Genomic DNA, 16,903 nt, shown 5'->3' on the forward strand with positions numbered 1-16,903 from the left:
ATGGCCCGGCATCGCCCCCACAGATGACCAGCAGCCTCCGGACCCGTTCGATGACCCTCCTGCTTACCCCCGGATCCGCCACCACGGACATGGGCACGGTTTCCGTCTCGGTCCTGATCCCGGTCTACAACGAGGAGGACAACATCGCCCCTCTGTGCGGCCGGCTGATCCCGGCGCTCGACGGGCTGGGGCGCAGCTTCGAGGTCATCTTCGTCAATGACGGCTCCATCGACGGGACGGAGGCGGAGCTGCAGCGCGTGGCGTCCGACCGCCGCATCCGCGTCATCAATTTCCGCCGCAACGTCGGCCAGACCGCGGCGATGATGGCCGGCATCGACCATGCCCGCGGCGACGTCATCGTGCCGATGGACGGCGACCTGCAGAACGACCCGCAGGACATCGCCGGCCTGCTCGCCAAGCTGGACGAGGGGTATGACGTGGTGTCGGGCTGGCGCGCCGACCGGCAGGACGGCTTCCTGTTGCGCACGCTGCCCAGCAAGATGGCCAACAAGCTGATCTCCACCATCTCCGGCGTGAAGCTGAACGACTATGGCTGCACGCTGAAGGCCTACCGGCGGCAGATGCTGCAGGGCTACCGGCTCTATGGCGAGATGCACCGCTTCGTGCCGATCTACGCCCGCTGGCAGGGGGCGAAGCTGACCGAGATTCCGGTGCGCCACCACCCGCGCCGCCACGGCCAGTCGAAATACGGGCTGGAGCGGGTGCTGAAGGTCGTTCTCGACCTCGTCGTCGTGAAGTTCCTGACCCAGTACGAGACCAAGCCGATCTACATCTTCGGCTTCGCCGGCCTGATGTTCATGGGGCTGTCCTTCCTGGCCGGCATCTATGCGATCTACCTGAAGCTGGTCGACGGCATCTCCTTCATCATGACGCCGCTGCCGCTGCTGGTGACGATGGGGCTGGTCACCGGCGTGATGTGCATCCTGATGGGGCTGCTGGCCGAACTGCTGGTCCGCATCTATTTCGAGAGCCAGGGCAAGAGCCACTATTCCATCAAGACCATGCTGAACTTCGACGAGCCGCCTCCGCCTGACCGCAGCATCCGCGATTGACGGTTCCGATACTGAAAAGGCCCCGCAACCTTCCCGGTTCGGGGCCTTTTTGCGTCAGGGCACCACCACCCCGCCGGGGGGCGTCAGTTCCTTCAGGGCGCCGGAATGGGCCATGACGAACAGCCGGACCCGCTGGCCGGCGACCTCGGCCGGCAGCGGCAGGATGAAGCCGCTGTTGAGAAGCCGCTTCTCGTGGAAGGCGTTGACGACGTCGGGCCGCGCACTGCCGGTGGAGCCGGTGGCGACGATGCGGTCGCCGACCGCAGCCAGGACGAAAGCCGCCGGCGCCGGCACGGTCATGTCGGCGGCCCATCCCGCCAGGGCGAGCGGACCGTTGGGAATCCGCTCGATCCGGTCGAGGGAACCGTTCACCCCGTCATTCGTCCCGGCCGGCCGCACCGCCATGCCCAGCCGCAAGGCGCCTGTCGCGTCATCGAGCGTCCCGTTGCGCAGAAGGCTCTGCAGGATCGGGCGTTCCGGCTGGTTGGCCGCATCGTTCAGGATCGGGGCCAGGAAGTCGGCCTTCAGGTCGTAGGCCGCGTGCAGGAAGGGGGCGATGTTGCGCGGCGAACTGGACGGACAGACCAACGGCTGCTGCCAGTCCAGCCCGCCCGGCGTCCCGATGGCCTGCAGATGGCTGGCGATGCAGCGCTGCGCCTCGCTGTCGCGCTCCTCCACCATCCGGTTGAAGCCGGCGACCTCCCAATGCCGCAGCAGGGAGCCGCCGACGCTGTGGCCGAGGACGAGGAGGGCGGCCAGAATCAGCCCGGTGGCAGACCCCCGATCCATTCTCGCTGTTCCGTTCCCCATCCCGGCCCCCGCCCGGCCGGCCATCAGCACCGCCCAGCCGGCGACCGCCGCCGGGAAGGTCAGCAGGACCGGATAGGCATAACGCGGGATGGTGCCGCAACGCATTGCGGCCGCGATGCCGTCGCCGCACAGCCCGGCCCGGCCCAGGGCGGTGGTCATGGTGACGATCACCGTTCCCGCGATCAGCGAGGCGATGCAGAAGACGGCGTGCCGCCGCTCGACGCCCGCCCGGCTGAAGGGCAGCAGCACCGCCGGGATCAAGCAGAGCATGAACGCCACGGCCCCCACCGCCAAGGACGGCGGCGCTCCCACCGTCTCCACCGGCAGGCCGGCGGCGGTGGCGAAGGCGCCGAACAGGAAGGCCCAGAACTCCCGATGCCAGGGCAGCACCAGAGGCTGGCCGGTGTGGTTGGCGTAGGAGCCGTGGAAGGTCATCCACAGCATCGCTATGGTCAGCAGCAGCCCGCCGCCGACCGCCACCAGCGTGCGCCCCTTCGCCAGCCTCGTCCGCCAGCTTCCGCCCTGGTGCAGGGCCAGCACCGCTCCGACCCCCGCCGCTCCCAGGGCATAGCTGGCGCCAAACACCCCGGTGGAGCCGAAGGCCAGCAGGAACAGCGTCGCCGGAACCAGCCGCCCGCGGGCCAGCGTGTGGAGGAACAGGAACAGGCAGGTGAAGAAGATCGGCTGGGCCAGCCCCATATGCTGGTAATAGAAATACTCGTTGTTCAGCGTGCCGGTCAGGAACAGCCCGGTCGCCGCCACCGGCACCGCATCCCAGGCCGACCGCACGCAGTCCCGCAGCAGAACCTGCGCGTAAGCGGCGAGCATGGCGGCGAAGGCCAGCCAGCCGACCAGCCGGAAGGCGATGAAATCGACGCCGATGGCATGCCACAGACCGTGGGTCAGCAGCTTGAAGAAGGGGGCGACATGGTCGCTGTCCTTGGCGAAGATCGACTGGAAGGTCAGCGGCTGTTGCACGCCTTGGGCGGTGCCGAAGAAATAGCCCCAGTCGTCCCAATAGGGCAGGCCGCTGCTCGCCTGCATGTTCCGGCCGAACTGATAGACGACGACCAGCGCCCCCAGCGCCAGCAGAAGCCGGACCAGGATGCGGGCGAAGGACGAGGCGCGGCCGGCGGTGCGGGCAGCGGCAGGCCTGTCCGCTCCCCCACGCGTTCCACTCTCATGCGCTTGGGGGAGCGGACGATCCAGACTGTCGAAACTCATGCGGCGTTTTCCATCGGTGCCGGGGTCTTGGCCGGGCGGTCCAGTGCGGTGGCGAGCGCGGTCCAGGCCCACAGCAGGCCGCGGTGGTCGGCCTGTCCGCTGCGGTGCTCGTCCCAGCGGGTCGCCAGCCACTTGCCGTCCACCCCGATGCGCGCCGCGGTCTCCAGCGGCGGCTGGGGCAGGTGGCGCAGCCAGCGGCTCAAGGGGATGCCGAAGCCCTTCTTGGGCCGCGACAGGATCGCCGGCGGCAGCAGCGGGGCCATCGCCTTCTTCAGGATCCATTTGCGGGTGCCGCCCATCAGACCGTTCGGCTGCAGCTTCACGCCGGCCGGCAGGCGGCTGACGAAGGCGACGAGATCGCGGTCGAGGAAGGGCGAGCGCGTCTCCAGCGAACAGAACATGCTGGCGCGGTCGGCCTTGATCAGCAGGTTCTCGCCCAGATAGAAGCGGCCGTAGAACTCGATGGAGCGGTCGACGTCGTGGCGGCTGGCGCCCGAGCGCCACAGGGCGTCGGCCTCGTCATAGAGATCGTCGGCGGAGAGGTCGGTGCCGAACAGCCGCGACACCTCCTCCACCGAGGCCGGACCCAGCCAGGCCGGCATCCAGTGCGCCGGCCGGTGGCCCAGCCCGCGCAGCGCCCGGCGCAGCTTGAAGTCGAAGCTCATGTTGCGGTCCGAGCGCGGCAGCCGGTGGGCCACCGCCTCCGCCAGCCGGTGCAGCGGGCGGGGGACGGCATGGTGGTAGAGCCGCGCGGTCTTGAGCGCGTCGAAGGTATCGTATCCCGCGAACAGCTCGTCGCCGCCATCGCCGGTCAGCGCCACCGTCACCCGTTCGCGGGCGAAGCGCGACAGCAGATGCGTCGGCAGGATCGACGGATCGGCGATCGGATCGTCCAGCCGGCCCAGCAGTTCCGGCAGCATCCCCGCCGCGGTGTCGAGGTTCAGCGTGCGGCAGGCATGGTCGGTGCCGTAATGGCGCGCGGCGTCGGCCGCATAACCGCTCTCGTCGAAGCTCGGCTCGTCGAAGCCGATGGTGAAGGTCTTCATCGACGCCGGGTCGCGGTGGCGGGCTGCGAGCGCCACGATGGCGGCGCTGTCGATGCCGCCGGACAGGAAGAAGCCGACCGGCACGTCGCTCAGCATCCGGCGTTCCACCGCGCGGTCCAGCAGCTCGCGCAGCTCCTCCGCCCACTCATCGGGACCGCCCGGCGGCCGGTCGTCCACCACCATCCGGTATTCCCAGTAGCGGCTGACCGACAGCCGGCGGCTGGCCAGGTCGTAGACCATGCTGCAGCCGCCCGGCAGCTTGCGCAGCGCGGCGTGGGCGGTCAGCGGCGCCGGGATGAAGCCGTAGGCGAAGTATTTGACCAGCGCGGTGCGGTCCAGCCCGTCCGGCACCGACGGGTGGGACAGGACGGCGGTGGCCTCCGACGCGAAGACCAGCCCGTCCGGCGTCTCGGCATAGAACAGCGGCTTCTTGCCGAAGCGGTCGCGCCCGAACACCAGCCGGCCGCCGCGGCGGTCGTAGAGGCAGAAGGCGAACATGCCGTTCAGCCGCTCCAGCATGTCCAGGCCCCATTCCCGGTAGCCGTGCAGCAGCACCTCGGTGTCGGAATGGTCGGTGACGAACCGGTGGCCGGCCTGCTCCAGCGCGCGGCGCAGCTCCGGCGCGTTGTAGATCTCGCCGTTGTAGACGATGACCAGATCGCCGTCGGCCGTCGCCATCGGCTGGTGGCCGCCCTCGATGTCGATGATGGCGAGGCGGCGGAAGCCCAGATGGACGGCCAAGGCGCCGCTGGTGTCGATATGGACGCCGTCGTCGTCGGGGCCGCGGTGGCGGATGATGCTGGTCATGACGGCGAGGTCGCGCTCGCCGCCGGGTCCGGCGAAGCCGGCGAAACCGCACATGGGGCTGCTCTCCCGAGGGGACTGCCGAAGGTGGCGACGGGGGCTAGGGCGTGTCGTCAGTTATGGGATTCCCAGCGGTAGGAATGCGTGATTCATAGAGGGTCGGCTGACGGGAGGGCCGACGAATGCGACGCTATGCTTTGCGCGACGATCAGTGGGAGCGGGTCCAGGATTTTCTGCCGGGGCGGGTAGGCCATGTCGGGGGGACGGCGAAGGACAACCGCCTGTTCGTCGAGGCGGTGCTGTACCGTTACCGGGCTGGCATTCCCTGGCGCGACCTGCCCACCCGGTTCGGGGATTGGAAGAACACCCACCGCCGCTACCGCCGCTGGTGCGAGAGCGGGGTGTTCGAGCGCCTTTTCAAAGCCCTGGCCGAGGACAGCGACAACGAGTACATGATGCTCGACGCGACCATCGTCCGCGCCCACCAGCACAGCGCCGGGGCGCGAAAAAAGGGGGCGCCTGCCAAGCCATCGGCCGATCACGAGGGGGGCTGACGACGAAGATCCATGCCATCGTGGACGCCTTGGGCAACCCGGTGGCGATCTCCCTGACCCCCGGTCAGGCCTCTGACTTCAGCCAAGCCGCCCCTCTGCTCGACGCGGTCGAGCCGCAGGCCCTCATCGCCGACAAGGCCTATGATGGCGACGCCCTGATCGACGCATTGAAGGAGCGCGACATCGTCCCCGTCATCCCGTCCAAGGCTAATCGGCTGATCGCCCGCGATACCGATTTCGCCTTGTACCGCGAACGTAATCTCGTCGAGCGATTCTTCAACAAGCTGAAGGGCTTCCGAGCCATTGCAACTCGATACGACAAGCTTGCCAGCACTTTCTTGGCGGCTGTTTACCTCGTGTCGGCTGTCATCTGGCTCAACTGACGACACGCCCTAGGTGTAGCGTCTCGCCCGCCCCCGTGCCATGGGGAAATGGCTGTTGAAGCGGGCATGGTCATTTCTCTGATTGGAGGCCAGTGGCGGCTTGTTCCGGTTCGAGGCGGGGTATCGCAGCGAGACATCCATTTCACGGAATTGACTGTTTGCACGGGCGATGCAAAGATCAGGAAATGAGTGGCATATGATACGCCATTCTGAAAAGTCAGCATTGGCGGAAGTAATGAATATAGAAATTAGGGAAGTATACGAAGCGATTCATCGCGGTGACTTGCGCTTTGCGATGTGGGTGATGAGGCATTTGCCGCCTGATCTGGATTACTTATTCCGAGACAGTGACGATCCTGCCGCAAGGCTTTGCTACCTTCGAGCGAAAGCCACGACATCTCGTGCTCTTGAGATATATCGGCCTTGCCCGATTCTTGGGCCTGCAGGACCGACCTTGCGGCCACGGCAACGTGCAATGATTGAAACTATTCTGACGAGCCATTGGATGTCCTGGCAACGGGGGAACACGCCAGAACCAGTCTGCCGCAATGTGTTCAAGCGCTCAGAAGGAGAGGAGGAACTTAGAGGAGATGGAGTCAAGGTTGCTGTTATTTTTGGAAGGCATATACATTCCAATCCTTTGTACATAGAAAGTGATTTCTATATACACTTTAATAAATCATGTAAAGATTACGGTTGCGACGTTTATGCATATAATGCTGATGATATTACATATAGCTACGAAAGCAAAAACAATAAATGTATAAATAAAAATCTCGATGAATTGAGTGATTTTCTTGATAAAGTCAGGCCGGACATTGTGGTTTCGGATGGTAATTTTTCACCATCTAAGGATACGATAAATTCAAAATATTGGATAGAGAAGAAAGAATTGCTTGGCTTCAAGCTGGCAATTTGTGTTGGGGATAGTTACGACGATTCCTGCAATATACAGGAATGGCTGGATTGCTCTGATGTCGTCATTACAATGAATGAAACATCATTGCAAACATATGGTAAAATAAATGTCATGACTATACCATCTATTCCATTAAGCGAGAGTCTTCTGAAGGCATCAGATAGTAAAGATATACCGATTTCTTGTATTGGTTCTGCCAACAGAAATCGTGATGCTTGGCTTCGGCCCTTTCAGGCTCTGGGGTTGAAAATATTTGCATCCTTGCACGACAGGACCAAAGAAAATGCGCCAAATTCAGAGAAATATAGAGATATAATGGGGAGATCAAAAATTATATTTAATAATGGTGTTGTTTCTCCTCTTGTTCATATACAAACTGGTAGATTTTATGAGGCAATTATGTCTAAAGCAGTTATTTTGGAAGAGGTTGGATCTCCGGCATACAAATATTTTTCTGAGTATGTCCATTACATACCCGTAGCTAATATAGATCAGGCTATATCTTTTAGTCAGTTCCTTCTGGAGAACGAGGATTGGAGGTCTATGATCGCAAATTCTGCGAAGGATTATTGGGATAAACATTATGCAACTCCTTTGTTCTGGGAATCTCTCATGCGAAGGCTGAAGTGAAGACCAAAGAGCGCAATTTTCAATATTAATAATCATTAATGAGTGCAAAGTATATAAAATGAAAAATGATAAATCCATTGTTGCAAAACTAGAGGAAAGCCCCTGTCATAGTGGGAAGCCAATCCATTGGCTTCCCACTATGAATTCAGCGCGGTGACCATTGCCTGGATTACCCGTTCGACTTCGTCGTCCTTCAGGAACGGGTGCATCGGCAGGCTCAGCACGCGCCCGGCCAACCGCTCCGTGCGCGCCAGGCCGCTCGCTCCCAGGGGGATGCGGTTCCGATAGGCCGGCTGCAAGTGGACGGGAACCGGGTAATGGACCCCGGTTCCGATCCCGTGCCCGCGCAGCCGGTCCGCAACGGCGTCCCTGTCATCCAGTTCGACGACATACTGGTGGAAGACATGGGTCGCTCCCGGCCTGCGGACGGGCAGGGTGACGGGGAGACCGGCCAGCCCGCGATCATAGGTGGCAGCAATGGCCCGGCGCCGCTCGTTCCAACCGGGCAGATGGCGAAGACCGACCCGCAGGATCGCCGCCTGCAATTCGTCGAGTCGGCTGTTCCGTCCCACCATGTCGCTGATGTAGCGCTCCCGCCAGCCATACTGGCGCAGGCTGCGGGCGCGTTCGGCGATGGCGGCGTCGCGGGCGACCAGCGCGCCGCCGTCTCCGAGCGCCCCCAAATTCTTGGTCGGGTAGAAGCTGTAGGATGCGGCGGCGCCGAAGCTGCCGACGGGGCGGCTCCGCCACAGGGCGCCATGGGCCTGGGCCATATCCTCCACGACCGTCAGGCCGTGTCTGTCGGCAATCGCCATCACCGCATCCAGGTCGACCGGCTGGCCGTAAAGATGAACCGGCACGATGGCGCGGATTGGCGGCGTTCCAGGCGGCGGAGCGGCCAGAGCGGCTTCCAATGCGGCAGGATCCAACCCGTGCGCCTCGTCGACATCGACCAGGATGGGGGTGGCGCCGGCCATCTCGATGGCGGCGACGGTGGCCACCGCCGTGTGCGATACGGTCACCACCGCGGCTCCGGGACCGATGCCCACGGCTTCCAGGGCCAGGACCAGGGCATCCGTGCCGTTGGCGACGCCCACCGCATGCAGGCCGCCGGTTCCGGCTTCTCCGGCGAAAGCGGCGAACTCCGCTTCGAAGGCCGTGACTTCGCGGCCAAGGATGTACCAGCCGCTGTCGATCACCCGGCGGACGGCATCTTCGATCTCGTCGCGGTGGGCTTGGCACCAGGCGCCGGGATTGGTCTGTGCGATGGGAGCGTGCATGGTCCTGTCCGGCTCAGAGGTAATGGGCGAGGTGCTGGCGGTAATAATCGACGGTCCGGCGCAACCCTTCCTCCAGGCTGACCCGTGGCGACCAGCCGGTCGCCGTGCGGAACGCCGTGTCGTCCGCGTAATAGTCGCCGATATCGATGCGCTTCCTGTCCGATGGGAACTCTCGGGTGCTGAACGTTCCATCGGAATGGCGGGCCAGGATCTCGGCGGTTTCCCGCAGGCTGACGACCCGGTCGCCGCCGAGATTGAAGGCCTTTCCTTCCAGTTCGGGTGTCAGCATCGCCAGCATCATGGCGTCCACCGCATCATCGACATAGGTGTAGTCGCGAAGCTGGTCTCCTCCCCAGACCTCGAAAGGACGGCCTTCCACGACGGCGCGTACCCAGACGCCGAGAAAGGTCTGACGGGCGTCCTTGATCCGCATGCGCGGTCCATAGGTGTTGGTCAGGCGCAGCACGGCGGTCGGCAGCCCGTATACCTTGGAATAGAGGAGATGATAGGATTCTCCGGCGATCTTGTTGATGCCGTTGACGTCGACCGGGTCGAGCGGATGCTTCTCGTCGACCGGCAGATAGCGGGGGCGGCCGTAGATCTGGCGCGTGCTGGCGAAGACGATGCGGGCGCCCTGATTGTGCTGGCGGCAGATTTCCAGCAGGCTGAGCTGGGCAGTGCCGTTGATGGCCAGATCGGTGAATGGATCGGTCATCGAATCCATGTGCGAGGTCTGCCCGGCCAGATTGAAGATCATTTCCCGGTCGCGGGCCAACCATCGCAGGCTGTGCGGGTCGCGAATATCCGAGATGTTGATCTGCACCCTGCCGCCCGGGCCCCCGCATCCGTCCATGTTGAACGGGTTGCCGCCATAATCCGGCACAAGGCTGTCCACGACGACGACATCAGCCCCCAGCCCGGCCAGCCTTCTGGCGAGCGTCGAGCCGATGAAGCCCATTCCGCCCGTGATCAGGACCCGGCGGTCCCGCCAGCGGGCGGGATCGTCGAAGGCGGCGGACGGGCTGCAGGCCGGGGAAATGTCGTTCATCAGGGGAGTTCCCAGTTAGGAAGGAGCCTGCGTCAGATCGGCTTGCGCGCTTCGACGAACAGGCTGTCCGGCTTGCGCACCCGTCCGTTCGCCTCGACATCCAGACCATAGGCGGCGAAGCCTGCGATGCGCGAGTCCGACGCGGCCGTCACGGCGGCTTCGATGAAGCCGGTCTCCGTCAGCAGCCGGCGCAGCGAGAAGCGGTCGTACATCCATTGATGGACCTCGCCGGATTGCCGGAAGCGTCCGATCGCTTCGGCCGAGAGCGTTGTTGGATGCGACGGCTTCGCGGCCTGCGGTGCCGCGGCGGCTTCGGCCCGGATTTGGGCGATCATGCCCTTGGCCTCCCATCCGATCCTCTCGACGATGAAGTCTTCCGCGGGCAGGGGCACGCGGCGCAAGGCACGCAACATCTCGCCGCCGCTCTCGTTGCGGACCATCTGGTCTAGCAGTTCCAGCATCATCCAGTCGTAACGGTCCGCGGCTTCCTTGTCGCCGGAATCGGCCCGGTTCAGGAACTCCAGGTACAGGCGGCAGATCCGTTCCAGATCGGGAATGGCGATGCGCAGGATCCCGCCGGGCTTCAGCACCCGCAGGCAGTCCGCGAGGAAGGCCGGCACGGCGGATTTCGGCAGATGTTCCAGCACATGGGAATGGTAGACCGCGTCGAAGGTGCCTTCGGCGAAGGGCAACGGGTGGCGTGTCACATCGTGCGGCATCACCGCGCTGTCGCGCGGCGCGACATCCAGATTGACCCAGTCGCCATGGAAGTGGCTGCCGCAGCCGATGTTGAGCAGGGCAGGGCGCAAGGGAACGACCGGTTCCACCACTTCGCACAGGAAGCTGCGGGTCGGGGTGCTTTCCCCCAGAACGGCGGACAGATCGTAGGGGATGCTGCCCCAGACGCGCCGCACGGCCAAGCCGTTGCGGGCGAACAGGACGCGCAGTTCGCCCTCGTTGAGGATGACCTCGACGGTCGGCTGGCCATAGGCCAGCTTCGTCAGGTAGGTGGTCGGGCGGTTGTGCAGCACCGGCACCGTGTGGAAGATCACGAAGCGCTTGGCCGCGCGCCGGCTTTCGGCAATGGCCGCCTCGTAATCGACGATGTGCATCAGCGCGACGCCGTTGAACACGATGTCGACGCCGGCGTCGGCCACCGGCAGCCGGGTGGCGTCGGCGATTTCGAAAGGCGTTCCGGGGCGCTGCCGCCGGGCCAGGCCGATGAGGGTGGCGGAGCGGTCGATGCCGGCATAGCGGACGCGGCCGCCCAGCAGGTGATCGAACACCTCCTTGTAGTAGCCGCTGGCGCAGCCGACCTCCAGCAGCGTCGGCGCCTCCAGGCCGCAGGCGGCCACCGCCGTCGCGGCGACTGCCAGGTCGATGCGCGCCTGCCCCTGCCGCATCCCGGTCAGCAGGTCGCGATAGGCAGCCTCCTGGCGCTCCGCGACATCGTCCTGTTCCCAGGCGCTGCCGGACCAGTCGCTGCCGCTCAGCCGGAGCGCGGTCTGCCGGTCGATCACCGCATAGCCGGCTGACGAGGCGCCGGCCGCCGCCGCGGAAGCGGCGGCACCGGCGGAACCCGCCACGTCGTCCATCTTTGTGTTGCGGGTCTGGCCGAAACGCGGATCGCCGGGAATGGCCAGCCGGTACAGCGGCGCCAGCTTGCCGAAGGCGGCCTCGATCGATGCCAGATAAGGCTTGTAGAGCTCGTCCACCAGGAACGGCATGTTGGCGCGCACCTGATAATCGCGCAGGCGCAGATCGTAGGTGCCGGCGCCTATATGCTTGATGCCGTGGAAATGGACGAAGACCAGCGGCTCGTCGTCCACCATGACGGTTCCGTCGTCCCGACGGTGAAGGCGGTGGTTGTCGACGTTCCACAGCGCAAGATTGATCCCCTTGCCGTCCAGGATGCGCAGATTGGGATATCGATCCGGCCAGCGGTCCAGATATTTCTGATCGGCGAAGCGGTCGTCCTCCAGCCTGTCATGGCACCAGGCAAGGCAGTCGCTCCGGTAATCCTCCAGGCAGCGGCGGCCTTCCCGGTCGTTGCGCCAGGAAACCCAGGCGACGTTGAAGCGACCGTAAACCAGGCGGTCGGCGCAGGCCGGCGAAAAACGATGCGGGGTGATGGCCACCGATCCGTCGCCGATCGCCGTGAACACCTCTTCCGGCGAGCGGTAGAAATACAGGTCGGAATCCAGGTAGGTGATATGACCGATGTCCGGATTCAGGGCCAGGATCATGCGGGGCAGGCACGGGGTGCAGGTGAAATAATATTCGACCTTGGTCCGGTCGGCGCGGCAGGCGGCCAGATCGGGATCGAAATCCTCCAACTCGCTCAAACGGATCGCGGTTGCCGCCGGTTGCTGTTCCGTCACGATCCGATGGGCGGTGTCGTCCAGGCAAAGGACATGGAAACGGGCGTCCGGCAGGAAGCGCCGGATCGACTCCATCATGACCAGCCCGCGGGCCGCATAATTCCCGTCGAAATAGGTGCAGAAATGGCGGATCGGTCGGCCTGCCCCGGCCGGCGTCTCTTCAACGGTTGCGGAAACCCGTTCCGGCATCCTCTTTCCCCTGTCTGCGTTTCCTGCCGCGGCAGCCAGATGACGCCGGACGATGGTGTCGAAATCATGAATGCGCCGGGCCATGGAATGGTCGCGCAGGCAACGTTCCCGGCCTCGGCGGGCGATGGCGCGCCGCTCTTCGGGATTTGCCAGGTAATGATGTATTTTTTCCAGAAGCTCCCCTTCGCTTCTGAACGTCTCGATTTCCCGGCCGATCTCGAAATACCGGGAAAGATTGTCGTGATGTTCGGTCAGAAGGAAGGCGCCGCTGCCCGTCGTCTCGAACAGCCGCATGTTGGCCGTCTCATTGCCGGCAACATCGAAGACGGTGCCGTCGGGTGCCACGGCGTTCATGTCGCTGCGGCTGTCGAAGACGATGCGGCCGCTGCGCAGCACCCGGTGCATGGGCAGTCCGAAAACCGGAGGCCGTGCCCAGCGTGCAAGAGCCGGCGGCAAGGCTTCCGGTGGCGTGGTGAGGTGGAAGGCACAGTCGAACGCGCCGGACAGCGCCTTTTCCCCCAGCAGGGTCAGCAGCCTGTTGCGGCGAGCATGCTGATGCGGGGTATAGGAGCCGGCGAACAGCAGATCGTGCCGCTCTTCCGATGGCCCGATTGCATCGCCGATCCAGGCCGGGAAGCCCGGCATGAAATGTTCCGCGGCCTTGGCGCCAAGCCGCAATGCCATGTCCCGCATCGCCGACAATCCGGACAGCAGCACATCGAATTCGGACCAATCGGTTCCCGTCGGCACCGGAGCGGCCTGCCAGCCGACCACCAGGGGCGGGCGCCGGGTCAAGCTGCGGACGAAACGGGAATCGAAGCTGGTGCAGTCGCTGAAATACAGGATATCGGGCGCGAGAAGATCGATCTGCCGACGCAGAATATCCTGAATGACATTCCCATGACCTGGGATGGTCATCCCATGCTCGCGCAGCCACGCTCCTTGCGTTGAGCCGTTATTGGCGACGATAAAATGGGAATCGTAGCCGATCCCCTCCAAGTACGGGGCGATGTTGTGAAGAGCACTGAAGCCGTCCCGAAGCAATGCGTCGGTCTGTTCACGGAAACCGGCGGCCTTCAACTCGGGGTGTTCGGTATAAAAGCTCTCCAGATAGGGAGCATAAAAGGTTTCAACCTGGACGATCCGCAAATTCTTGCGCTGTGTGCTCATGGAAGATGCCATCTTTCGAGCCATGACGGAGGTCGTCAGGTGAAACCATGTTCGGCCCCTCGGCCGCTCGCCGCCGACCATAGCGATTGCCAGAAAGGGCGGCAACGGTAACGGCGTCTTCCCGCCTGTCCCGGCGATGGGTGTCCTTACCCTTCGCACCTTCCATTGGAGAAGGGTCAAGGTGCTTTGATTGGAGCAATCGACTCTATAAGATAAGTGTTTCTCAGGGTAGTGACTGTACGGGTGCGGATCGTGGAGATGGGCATAGGGTGCCGAAGCGGCGGCTTTCAAGCGAGTGAAAAGAGGCACCTTCCGGTTGTGAATTCATGAAGACGCTGACGATCTACCCAATTAACGGCTTGGCAAATCGGCTGATGGCGCTGATTTCTGCTGTCCGTGTCGCAACATTGACAGGCTATCGGCTGCAGGTGATCTGGGAAAAAGACCAGAGCTGCCGGGCCATGCTATCCGATCTCTTTGAGGCGGATTTCGATGTCATCAGCTTGGAGGAGTTCTGGAAACAGAATCAAGCCAAGAAACTGACGATTGTCGATGCAAACGATGCAAGAGAGAAGATTCCTGAATTCATCGATCGGAATGATCTGGAAATTTTCCGATATGATGGTCTGTTGATACTTCCCCATGCTTTATTCATCAGGGAAAGCATTCTCTTGGTGTCGCATCATTTCTTCTTCACGGAAGATGACAGCAATACATTTAATAGTGATCGCAAGCGAATGGCTGGCCTTCTGTCGGGAGAATTCTCAAATTTCCGGCCGCTGCCAATTTTGCGGGAACTTGCCGATGCCTATAGTGAACCTCTTAGGCGTGGGATCGGGTTGCATATTCGCCGCACATACCCGCACGCCTTGACCGAGGAAGGTCTCGAAAGGGAGCTGACTCAATGGAGTTTTCCTTCGGTGGATTACTACATGAATTTGTTGCCGGTGATTCGGGATCGCACAGGACTTGACGGTAAAATCTATTTGTCCACGAATTGCAAAGTTACAAAATCAGAAGTGGTTACAAGACTTGGTGAGGCCAATGTTCTGACATATCAGGCGCGTGCTCTCGATGTGTCCTATTCGGTTGCGGGCATCCAGGATGCTGTCGTCGATATGATATCGCTGTCGAAGGCGCCTTTGATAATTCGTTTTAATGAGTCCACATTCTCATTCTTCAGCGCTATGCTCGGAGGGTGCCATCAGGCAATTGTTTATCGAGACGGGCAGACTTTGCTGAAAGGGCCTCTTGAATATTGATGCCGTTCACTGCCGTTATTGACGGAAATGTCTGGCATAGACGTCTTTGCGGACGCAAACGATGTTTTGGAATGCGAATATTTCGCAAAAATTCGGATCATAATTCAGAATACCAATCACATTGTTGGGAAGCAGGCGCATGAAGCGATAATCGGGCAGAAAGTCCCAGAAATCCTTGAAAAAGGTTCTTGAGATGACATGAGTTTCGTTGAATTCGAACTGGATGGCGTCGATGCGACCGTCTGCGATGGCTTTGGCTGCACCACGCAGAACGGACAATTCATGCCCTTCAGTGTCGATCTTCAGGAAATCGATATGTTCCACTCCCAATTCAGGCAGAAGATCGTCCAGTCGACGAATGGGAACATCGATTGCCTTCGAAGTGCCCTTGTGGATCTGGTCGATGATGTCTTTGTACAGGGTGGCGTGAGAGGTGCCGTCCTGATCGGCGTAGTCGTAAAAACGTGTCGTCCCGTTTTCATCGCCCAGAGCGGTCCGTACCAGTGTGGCGCCGGTTCCGGCCAGATTGGCTCTCAGGCGCTCGAAAGAAGCCGGGTGAGGTTCAAAGGCGAACAGGCGGGCGGAAGGGCTGATGGCCCGTACGGTGGATGAATAGCTGCCGGTACAGGCTCCCACATCAAATACTATGGGACTTTTCCGAATTGGCAAATACCGCTCAAGAAAATATTTCTCGCCGGTCTGCTCCATGCTGCCAGAATTGAGGATACCAACCTGATGCAAGGCTTTATAGAATGCATTGATGTCAGACATGTAGGGGGATTGCCTTTTCTCAGGAAGATCGTCCAGGCTTGATCGACGGCTGAGACAATATCACTCTGCGCCTGCGGATGGTAGAGGCATGCGGGTCCGTGGTATCATGGAAGAATCTTGCGAACAGACCAAAGAGAGCTATGGAAAATTTCTGAACGAGCCAGCCTCTTATTGCAGCAATGATTTCATCAAACATATTGTAAAAATTGGAGAAATAAAGATGTGATCGGCGTGCAAGATGGTGAATAATTAAAAGTGAAAACCCCTGTGATTCAGCCATCAGCCAATGCATTATCTGGAGAAAATCGAGAAATTAATGATTTCTGCGATTAACTTATTTGAATAATTTAGGACGCTTGCAATGACGCCAGTCACTATAATAATTCCTACCATGAATCGTCCTGATTATATACAAAGGGCTCTTTCATATTACAAAGACTCCGGTTTTGACGGATGTATAATTATTGGTGATTCCAGTAAAGACGAGTTTGCAGAACGCATTCGCGGATTGGTTAAATATTTTGAAAATGGGAATTTCCGCCTTCGGATTTTCCATTATTCTCACACTGTTCCTTTGACCGGAGTCTGGCGAGCATTGATCGCTGCAGTCGACACAAAATACATCACCTATGCCGGAGATGACGATTTACAAATTCCCAGTGGCATGCATGCCGCTGTCGCGTTTCTTGAAGAAAACCCCACCTATGTTGCCGCTAGATGTGCGATGGTGGAAGTATCAATTGGACAGGAAGCGCCTTTTGGCGAGATCATCGAAGTATCTCAAAAGTATTTACCAGATTATGACATCGACGGCGCAGTACATAGATTCTCGACGTATGCACAGATGGCAATCAGTGTTCAATATGGTATCTATCGCACGGAAGCATGGCGAATCTCCTATGGGATCGTCCCAGAGCCTTATCTTCCCTATTTTGGAGAAGAATTCATTCCCTGTTCGATCAGCGTTGTCTTGGGGAAGATAAAGTCCCTGCCACAACTCGGCGCCGTTCAGCAAAGTGATGGAGCAGGAGGGGTATGGAAGCACCGGACCATCTTCGACCTGATCCGTGCGCCAGAATGGCCGGTCCTGTCACGGCTATTCCAGGCAAAGCAGGCTGAACTGCTCACCAGGATCGACCGCATTGTTCCTGCCGATGCAGAACGTCTGGTCGAACAGATTCTATGGTGGCATGTGAACATGCTGATGGAACACCATTACAAGCTCAAATACGGGCAACCTCCTGTTATTCCAAGGGAAAGCGATTCTGCTTTTCTCATCAGCCTGGAGCGTTCATCGGAATTCACCCTCGTTCGGGATGTATTCCGGCGTAAACGGAATGTTCCCTGCTGAGCTTGGCC

At 60.9% G+C, this 16,903-nt stretch carries 11 protein-coding genes and 1 pseudogene; 6 read left to right on the forward strand and 6 right to left on the reverse strand.

Annotated features, from left to right (window positions below; translation table 11 throughout):
* Positions 1-50 precede the first annotated feature (50 nt).
* Positions 51-1,073: a glycosyltransferase family 2 protein gene (locus tag AZOLI_RS30145; RefSeq protein ID WP_044553873.1), complete on the forward strand. Its 1,023-nt coding sequence runs from the start codon at positions 51-53 to the stop codon at positions 1,071-1,073.
* Between the two features lie 54 nt (positions 1,074-1,127).
* Here AZOLI_RS30145 and AZOLI_RS30150 read toward each other — a convergent pair whose 3' ends face one another.
* Together AZOLI_RS30150 and asnB are read right to left on the reverse strand one after the other, a co-directional pair.
* Positions 1,128-3,107: a hypothetical protein gene (locus AZOLI_RS30150; protein WP_014190067.1), complete on the reverse strand. Its 1,980-nt coding sequence runs from the start codon at positions 3,105-3,107 to the stop codon at positions 1,128-1,130.
* Positions 3,104-5,014 (reverse strand): asparagine synthase (glutamine-hydrolyzing), encoded by a 1,911-nt coding sequence (gene asnB / locus AZOLI_RS30155; RefSeq protein WP_014190068.1) that lies wholly within the window; start codon positions 5,012-5,014, stop codon positions 3,104-3,106. Before asnB ends, AZOLI_RS30150 begins: the two co-directional genes overlap by 4 nt.
* Before the next feature lie 125 nt (positions 5,015-5,139).
* Between asnB and AZOLI_RS33750 the strand changes: the two are divergent.
* The 3 genes and pseudogenes from AZOLI_RS33750 to AZOLI_RS32830 form a co-directional block, all read left to right on the forward strand.
* Positions 5,140-5,388 (forward strand): annotated as a pseudogene (locus AZOLI_RS33750) (transposase); the annotation flags it as partial.
* Complete coding sequence (locus AZOLI_RS32120) at positions 5,346-5,894, forward strand: IS5 family transposase (protein ID WP_244442499.1); 549 nt, start codon at positions 5,346-5,348, stop codon at positions 5,892-5,894. The pseudogene AZOLI_RS33750 and the gene AZOLI_RS32120, both read left to right, overlap by 43 nt.
* Positions 5,895-6,090: 196 nt before the next feature.
* A complete protein-coding gene (locus tag AZOLI_RS32830) occupies positions 6,091-7,443 on the forward strand; it encodes a glycosyltransferase family protein (protein WP_162488555.1) in 1,353 nt (450 codons plus the stop codon).
* A 137-nt stretch (positions 7,444-7,580) separates the two neighbouring features.
* On the opposite strand, the gene AZOLI_RS30170 is transcribed toward AZOLI_RS32830, so the two are convergent.
* The 3 genes from AZOLI_RS30170 to AZOLI_RS30650 are packed head-to-tail and all read right to left on the reverse strand — an operon-like array spanning position 7,581 to position 13,802.
* On the reverse strand, positions 7,581-8,723 hold the full coding sequence (locus AZOLI_RS30170; RefSeq protein ID WP_014190069.1) for a DegT/DnrJ/EryC1/StrS family aminotransferase: 1,143 nt from the start codon (positions 8,721-8,723) through the stop codon (positions 7,581-7,583).
* 13 nt (positions 8,724-8,736) lie between these two features.
* On the reverse strand, positions 8,737-9,771 hold the full coding sequence (locus tag AZOLI_RS30175; protein WP_014190070.1) for an NAD-dependent epimerase/dehydratase family protein: 1,035 nt from the start codon (positions 9,769-9,771) through the stop codon (positions 8,737-8,739).
* A gap of 32 nt (positions 9,772-9,803) precedes the next feature.
* Positions 9,804-13,802 (reverse strand): glycosyltransferase family protein, encoded by a 3,999-nt coding sequence (locus AZOLI_RS30650; protein WP_162488556.1) that lies wholly within the window; start codon positions 13,800-13,802, stop codon positions 9,804-9,806.
* A 35-nt stretch (positions 13,803-13,837) separates the two neighbouring features.
* On the opposite strand from AZOLI_RS30650, the gene AZOLI_RS32125 reads away from it, so the two are divergent.
* Positions 13,838-14,773, forward strand: coding sequence for a hypothetical protein (locus tag AZOLI_RS32125; RefSeq protein ID WP_014190072.1), 936 nt, complete (start codon positions 13,838-13,840; stop codon positions 14,771-14,773).
* Positions 14,774-14,788: 15 nt separating this feature from the next.
* Here the strand turns inward: AZOLI_RS32125 and AZOLI_RS30200 are convergent, their stop codons facing one another.
* The gene (locus tag AZOLI_RS30200) at positions 14,789-15,544 is read right to left on the reverse strand and encodes an FkbM family methyltransferase (protein WP_014190073.1); all 756 of its coding nucleotides are present in this window, start codon (positions 15,542-15,544) and stop codon (positions 14,789-14,791) included.
* Between the two features lie 361 nt (positions 15,545-15,905).
* Between AZOLI_RS30200 and AZOLI_RS32130 the strand changes: the two genes are divergently transcribed.
* The gene (locus AZOLI_RS32130; protein WP_014190074.1) at positions 15,906-16,895 is read left to right on the forward strand and encodes a glycosyltransferase family 2 protein; all 990 of its coding nucleotides are present in this window, start codon (positions 15,906-15,908) and stop codon (positions 16,893-16,895) included.
* The last annotated feature ends 8 nt before the right edge of the window (positions 16,896-16,903 follow it).

The organism is Azospirillum lipoferum 4B (assembly GCF_000283655.1).
Taxonomy (GTDB): domain Bacteria; phylum Pseudomonadota; class Alphaproteobacteria; order Azospirillales; family Azospirillaceae; genus Azospirillum; species Azospirillum lipoferum_C.